Origin of the sequence: Ramlibacter sp. (assembly GCF_035706265.1) — a bacterium.
Classification (GTDB): domain Bacteria; phylum Pseudomonadota; class Gammaproteobacteria; order Burkholderiales; family Burkholderiaceae_C; genus Ramlibacter.
On the sequence record NZ_DASSVG010000481.1, the window covers coordinates 1 to 4,925 of the forward strand.

Below are 4,925 nucleotides of genomic sequence, written 5' to 3' on the forward strand. Positions count from 1 at the left end.
CTACGACATCGCCGTGGCCGATCCGGTGCTGGTGCGCCTGTCCGAGGACGAGGTGCGCCTGCTGCTCACGCGCGACCGCCACCTGCTGCGCGAGCTGCGCCCGGCGCACGCCTTCGAGGTGCGGCAGGACGATCCGCTGCAGCAGCTGCGCGACCTGGTGCGGACGCTGCGCTTGCCCGCGCCCGCTGCGCTCTTCACCCGCTGCCTCTTGTGCAACGCGCCGCTGCGGGTGCTGGAGCGGGCCGAGGCGCTGCCGCTGCTGCCGGAAGGCGTGCGCGACCTGCCGGGGCCGGTGCGACGCTGTCCGGTGTGCGGGCGGCTGTACTGGGACGGCTCGCACGTGCGCCGCATGCGTGTCGCGATCGAACGTGTGCTCCCGGGGTGGATCACGGCACAATCCGCCGGTTACAACGAAGGAGACAAGCCATGAACAAGCGCCACCTGCTGCGCGCCACCCTGGGGTTCGCCGCACTCGCCGTCGCGGGCCTCGGACAGGCCCAGGACTTTCCGCCCAGGAAGACCGTCACCCTGGTGGTCGGCTTCGCGCCCGGCGGGGCCGCGGACGCCGCCGCCCGCCTGATCGCCAAGAAGCTGGGCGAGAACATCGGCCAGAGCGTGGTGGTGGAGAACAAGGCCGGCGCCGGCGGCAACATCGCGCACCAGCTGGTCGCCAACGGCCCGGCGGATGGCTCGACGATCCTGTTCGGCTCCATTGGCCCGCTCACCATCGCGCCGCACATGATGAAGGTCGGCTACGACCCGTTCAAGGACCTGGCGCCGCTCTCCGGCGGGGTGAACTTCCCCAACGTGCTGGTGGTGAACGCCAACTCGGGGATCAAGTCGCTGGCCGACTTCGTGGCGCTGGCGCGCAAGCAGGCCGGCTCCGTGACTTTCGCTTCCACCGGCCCCGGCTCGGCCTCGCACCTCACGGGCGAGCTGTTCGGCCAGCAGGCCAAGGTGGAGATGACGCACGTGCCGTACAAGGGCGGCTCGGCGGCCATGCCCGACCTGCTGGCCGGCCGCTTCACCGCGTACTTCGCGGCGCCGCCCACCGCGCTGCCGCACATCGAGTCCGGCAAGCTCACGCCGCTGGCCACGACGGGCCTGGCGCGCCCGGCCCACCTGCCGAACATCCCCACCGTGGCGGAATCCGGCTACCCCGGCTTCGAGGCGCTGAACTGGTATGCCTTCGTGGCGTCGGCCAAGACGCCGGCGCCGGTCCTGGACCGCTGGAACCAGGAGATCGTCAAGGTGCTGAACGATCCCGCCATCCGCGAGCAGCTGCAGAAGCACGGCCTCACCCCGCACCCCACCTCGCGCGCCGAACTGGCCGACTTCATGCGCAAGGAGTCGACCAAGTGGGGCGCGATCGTGCGCGACCGCAAGATCAGCGGCGAATAGCGAGACTCAGGGCGCGGCTGCGGGCACCAGCACCCGCAGCGCGCCCGGGCGGATGCGGTAGCGCAGCGGGGTCTCGAGCATCGCCACCTCGCCGTCGGTGGCCACGCGGATGCGCGGCTCGCGCGTCTCGATCACGAAGGCCTCGCCCGTCAGCGCCTCGAAATCCTCGGCCTGGTCGAGCCGACCGAGCAGCGCCCGCAGGGCGAGCTGCAGCAGCGCCAGCCGGCCGCGCCGGCGCGCGCAGTAGAGCGCGAGCTCGCCGCCCTGCAGGCTCTCGCGGGCGCCGATGTCCAGGCCTTCCATGGTGTAGCGGTTGTTGCCGATGAAGACGAAGGGCGTGCGCCGCACCTGCTCCTCTTCCTGCGCGTCCGAGCCGATGCGCACCGCCAGGCCGTGCGGACGCCCCGTCGCATGCAGGGTGGCGCTGGCGAGCGCGCGCCACTTGCTCTTGCCCAGGTGCTCGCGCTGCAGCTCGCGCTCGCGCACGATCTCGGGGTAGAGGCCGAGGCTGGAGTTGTTGATGAAGACGCGGCCGTTCACCTCGCCCACGTCCACCTGCAGCGGCCGGCCTTCCGCGATGGTGCGCACGGCGTCTTCCAGCTGCAGCGGGATGCCCAGGTCCTTGGCGAAGTGGTTGAGCGTGCCCAGGGGCAGCACGCCCTGCACGCAGTCGGTTCCTGCGAGTTCCGCGGCCACGGCGGCCTGGGTGCCATCGCCGCCGCCGGCCACCACGAGGCGGGTGCCGGCGCCGCGCGCGCGCTCCAGCGCGGCGCGGAAATCCTCGGGCGACTGCGCGAGTACCAGCTCGGCTTCGATGCCGACGCCGGCGAACAGGGAGGCGATCTCCTCGCGCCGCTCGCCCCCGCTGCCGGTACCGGAGCGCACGTTCAGGAGCACGAGCGCGCGGTGCGCTGCGGAGGGAGGGCTGGCCACCCGCCGGAGCATACCGGCGCGAGGGCGAACTGGGGCTGGATCACCAGCTCGATCACCACGTCCTCCACCAGCGCCTGCAGCAGGCGCGGCTCGCCCGAGCGCAGGAGGCATTCGATCACCAGCCGGCGGCGCGCCATCCAGCGCGTGTCCACCTGGTCGCAGGCGCCCACGAACACGAGTTGCGGCTCCAGGCTGCGCAGCAGCTCCCAGCGCTTGCGCACGAACACCCCGGAGCTGCGGGGGGCGAGCAGGGGGCTCTCCGGCAGGCTGCGGACCTCGGCCACGAAGGCCGCGTCGGGCGCCGCGGCCGCCGGCTTGAGCAGGGTGTGGCTGCGGCGCCAGGCGACCTCGCGCCACGCCAGCGCGAGCAGCACCAGCAGGATCGGGACCAGCACGACGGGGAGGAGGATCTTGCGCAGTTTCACGGCCGCGCGATTCTCGCCCCTTCCGTGCGTGCGGTGTTCAATGCGCCGCGCTCGCCTCGTTCAACAGCGCCAGGGAGGCTTCGTCCAGCCGCAGCTCCGCGGCCTTCACCAGGTCCTGCAGCTGCGCCACCGACGTCGCGCTCGCGATCGGCGACGTGATGCCGGGCTGGGCCGTCACCCACGCGATCGCCACCTGCGCCGGCGTGGCGTTGCAGCGCTCCGCCGCCTCGTCGAGCGCGCGCACGATGCGCTGCCCGCGTGCGTTCAGGTACTTCTGCACCACCGTCGGGCCGCGCGCGCTCTTGGACGCGTCCTCGGCACTGCGGTACTTGCCGGTGAGGAAGCCGGCCGCCAGCGCGTAGTAGTTGATGACGCCCACGTGCTCGCGCCGGCACAGCGCCTGCAGCTCCTCCTCGAACTCGAAGCGGTCGTACAGGTTGTACAGAGGCTGCAGGCTCTCGTAGCGCGGCAGCCCGAGCCGCGCGCTGGTCTCCAGCGCCTGCTGCAGGCGCGAGGCGCTGTAGTTGGAGGCGCCGATCGCCCGCACCTTGCCCTCGTCGACCAGCCGGCCGAAGGCCTCCAGCGTCGCATCGAGCGGCGTGGATTCGTCGTCGCGGTGGGCCTGGTACAGGTCGATGCATTCCAGGTGCAGGCGGCGCAGCGAGGCCTCCACCGCCTCGCGGATGCGCTCGGGCTTCAGGCCGATGCGGCCCTCGCCCATGTCGTTGCCCACCTTGGTCGCGATCACCAGCTTGCTGCGCCGGCCGCCCTGGCGCACCCAGCGGCCGATCACCGTTTCCGATTCGCCGCCGCTGTGCCCCGGCGCCCAGCGCGAATACACGTCCGCGGTGTCGACGAAGTTGAAGCCGGCGTCGATCCAGGCATCGAGCAGCGAGAACGAGGTGCGTTCGTCGGCCGTCCAGCCGAACACGTTGCCGCCGAAGCACAGGGGCGAGACCTGCAGCTCGGAGCGGCCGAGGGGACGATATTCCATCGCGCTTGTCCTTTTTTCGTTTCAGACGCCGCCGTGCGGATGCGTGGGATCCACCCACAGCACCTGCTCGGGCTTTTCCACCGGTTCGATCGGGAGGTTGATCGCCACCGCCTGGCCGTCGCTGCGGCACAGGACGCACTCCAGCACCTCGGTGGGGCTGGCGTTGATCTCCTGGTGCGGCACGTAGGGCGGCACGTAGATGAAATCGCCGGGCCCGGCCTCGGCGGTGAATTCGAGCCGCTCGCCCCAGCGCATGCGCGCGCGCCCCTTCACCACGTAGATCACGCTTTCGAGGTGGCCGTGGTGGTGGGCGCCGGTCTTCGCGTTGGGGTGGATGGTGACGGTGCCGGCCCACAGCTTCTGCGCGCCCACGCGCGCGAAGGTGATCGCCGCCTTGCGGTCCATGCCCGGCGTGGAGGGCACGTTGGGATCGAGCTGGTCGCCGGGAATGACGCGCACGCCGTCGTGCTTCCACTTCGCGTCGCCAGAGGAGTGCGGGTGTTCTTCCATGGGGCGGCAGCGTACAACGCGCGCGCGCCCTCGTGCAACGACCGCGGCCCGAGTCCCGCTCGACCGGAGCGCGGCCGCGCTGGTCTCCAGCCCTGTAGTCCATGGGCCGACAACTTTCGATTGAGGCCTCCTACCGCTGGGGCATGCCCCTCGGACGTTTCCTGGGAGGGTCCGTGTCGAAACCCGCATGAAAGGAGATGCACACGATGAAGAAGAACCTGATCGGCCTGGCGGCCGCGCTCGGCCTGGGCTTTGCCGCGCAGGTGTTCGCGGCGGATGCCCCGACCATGACGAAGGAGGCGCACAAGGCCGCCAAGGACAGGATCGAGGCGCAGTACAAGGCCGACAAGAAGGCCTGCGATGCGCAGACCGGCAACGCCAAGGACCTCTGCAAGGCCGAAGCCAAGGGCAAGGAAAAGGTGGCGAAGGCCGAACTCGAGGCGCAGTACAAGCCCGGTGCCAGGGCCGACGAGAAGGTGAAGACGGCCAAGGCCGACGCCGACTACGACATCGCCAAGGAGAAGTGCGACGCGATGCAGGGGAACGCCAAGGACGCGTGCCGGAAGGAAGCGAAGGCCGCGCACGCCGCCGCCAAGGACCAGGCGAAGAAGTCCTGACGACGAAGTCCTGAACGAGGGGCGGCCGGGGCGGCCGCTTCAGGA

The 4,925-nt window shown here is 71.0% G+C and carries 7 protein-coding genes; 3 read left to right on the forward strand and 4 right to left on the reverse strand.

Going from position 1 to position 4,925, the window contains the following annotated elements:
* Both VFM98_RS17185 and VFM98_RS17190 read left to right on the forward strand, forming a co-directional pair.
* The coding region (locus VFM98_RS17185; RefSeq protein WP_325111120.1) for a Mut7-C RNAse domain-containing protein at window positions 1-430 on the forward strand (430 nt) is incomplete at its 5' end.
* The gene (locus VFM98_RS17190; RefSeq protein ID WP_325111121.1) at window positions 427-1,401 is read left to right on the forward strand and encodes a tripartite tricarboxylate transporter substrate binding protein; all 975 of its coding nucleotides are present in this window, start codon (window positions 427-429) and stop codon (window positions 1,399-1,401) included. The genes VFM98_RS17185 and VFM98_RS17190, both read left to right, overlap by 4 nt.
* Before the next feature lie 6 nt (window positions 1,402-1,407).
* Here the strand turns inward: VFM98_RS17190 and VFM98_RS17195 are convergent, their stop codons facing one another.
* From VFM98_RS17195 to VFM98_RS17210, 4 genes are read right to left on the reverse strand one after another with little or no spacing between them, the layout of a single operon-like run.
* Window positions 1,408-2,334, reverse strand: coding sequence for a diacylglycerol/lipid kinase family protein (locus VFM98_RS17195; protein ID WP_325111122.1), 927 nt, complete (start codon window positions 2,332-2,334; stop codon window positions 1,408-1,410).
* Window positions 2,289-2,759, reverse strand: coding sequence for a hypothetical protein (locus VFM98_RS17200; RefSeq protein ID WP_325111123.1), 471 nt, complete (start codon window positions 2,757-2,759; stop codon window positions 2,289-2,291). The genes VFM98_RS17195 and VFM98_RS17200 overlap by 46 nt, the downstream gene beginning before the upstream one ends.
* 37 nt (window positions 2,760-2,796) lie before the next feature.
* The gene (locus VFM98_RS17205) at window positions 2,797-3,753 is read right to left on the reverse strand and encodes an aldo/keto reductase (protein WP_325111124.1); all 957 of its coding nucleotides are present in this window, start codon (window positions 3,751-3,753) and stop codon (window positions 2,797-2,799) included.
* Window positions 3,754-3,774: 21 nt separating this feature from the next.
* Complete coding sequence (locus tag VFM98_RS17210) at window positions 3,775-4,263, reverse strand: cupin domain-containing protein (RefSeq protein WP_325111125.1); 489 nt, start codon at window positions 4,261-4,263, stop codon at window positions 3,775-3,777.
* A 206-nt stretch (window positions 4,264-4,469) separates the two neighbouring features.
* Here VFM98_RS17210 and VFM98_RS17215 point away from each other — a divergent pair, with 206 nt between their 5' ends.
* Window positions 4,470-4,880: a hypothetical protein gene (locus VFM98_RS17215; protein ID WP_325111126.1), complete on the forward strand. Its 411-nt coding sequence runs from the start codon at window positions 4,470-4,472 to the stop codon at window positions 4,878-4,880.
* Window positions 4,881-4,925: the final 45 nt, after the last annotated feature.